This window comes from Escherichia sp. MOD1-EC6098 (assembly GCF_002965865.1).
GTDB classification, from domain to species: Bacteria; Pseudomonadota; Gammaproteobacteria; order Enterobacterales; family Enterobacteriaceae; genus Escherichia; species Escherichia marmotae.
Genome location: NZ_PTSN01000079.1, coordinates 1 through 720, shown reverse-complemented (window position 1 = coordinate 720; position 720 = coordinate 1). Strand labels below are relative to the sequence as shown.

The 720-nt window shown below is 58.8% G+C and carries 1 protein-coding gene; it reads left to right on the top strand.

What is annotated here, in order from left to right; all coding sequences use genetic code 11:
- On the top strand, positions 1 to 720 hold a 720-nt coding region (locus C0K55_RS25705), incomplete at both ends, for a host specificity protein J (RefSeq protein WP_172956566.1).

Here is a 720-nt window from a genome sequence, read left to right as displayed (position 1 = left end):
CGTGCAGCATGTACCGGAAAAAGAAGCCATCGTGGATAACGGGGCGCACTTTGACGGCGACCAGAGCGGCACGGTGAATGGTGTCACGCCGCCAGCGGTGCAGCACCTGACCGCCGAAGTCACCGCAGACAGCGGGGAATATCAGGTGCTGGCGCGCTGGGACACGCCGAAGGTGGTGAAGGGCGTGAGCTTCCTGCTCCGTCTGACCGTAACAGCGGATGACGGCAGTGAGCGGCTGGTCAGCACGGCCCGGACGACGGAAACCACATACCGCTTCAGGCAGCTGGCGCTGGGGAACTACAGGCTGACAGTCCGGGCGGTAAATGCATGGGGACAGCAGGGCGATCCTGCATCGGTATCGTTCCGGATCGCCGCCCCGGCAGCACCGTCGAGGATTGAGCTGACGCCGGGCTATTTTCAGATAACCGCCACGCCGCATCTTGCGGTTTATGACCCGACGGTACAGTTTGAGTTCTGGTTCTCGGAAAAGCGGATTACCGATATCAGGCAGGTTGAAACCACAGCCCGCTATCTTGGTACGGCGCTGTACTGGATAGCCGCCAGTATCAATATCAAACCGGGCCATGATTATTACTTTTATATCCGCAGTGTGAACACCGTTGGCAAATCGGCATTCGTGGAGGCCGTCGGTCGGGCGAGCGATGATGCGGAAGGTTACCTGGATTTTTTCAAAGGCAAGATAACCGAATCCCATCTCGG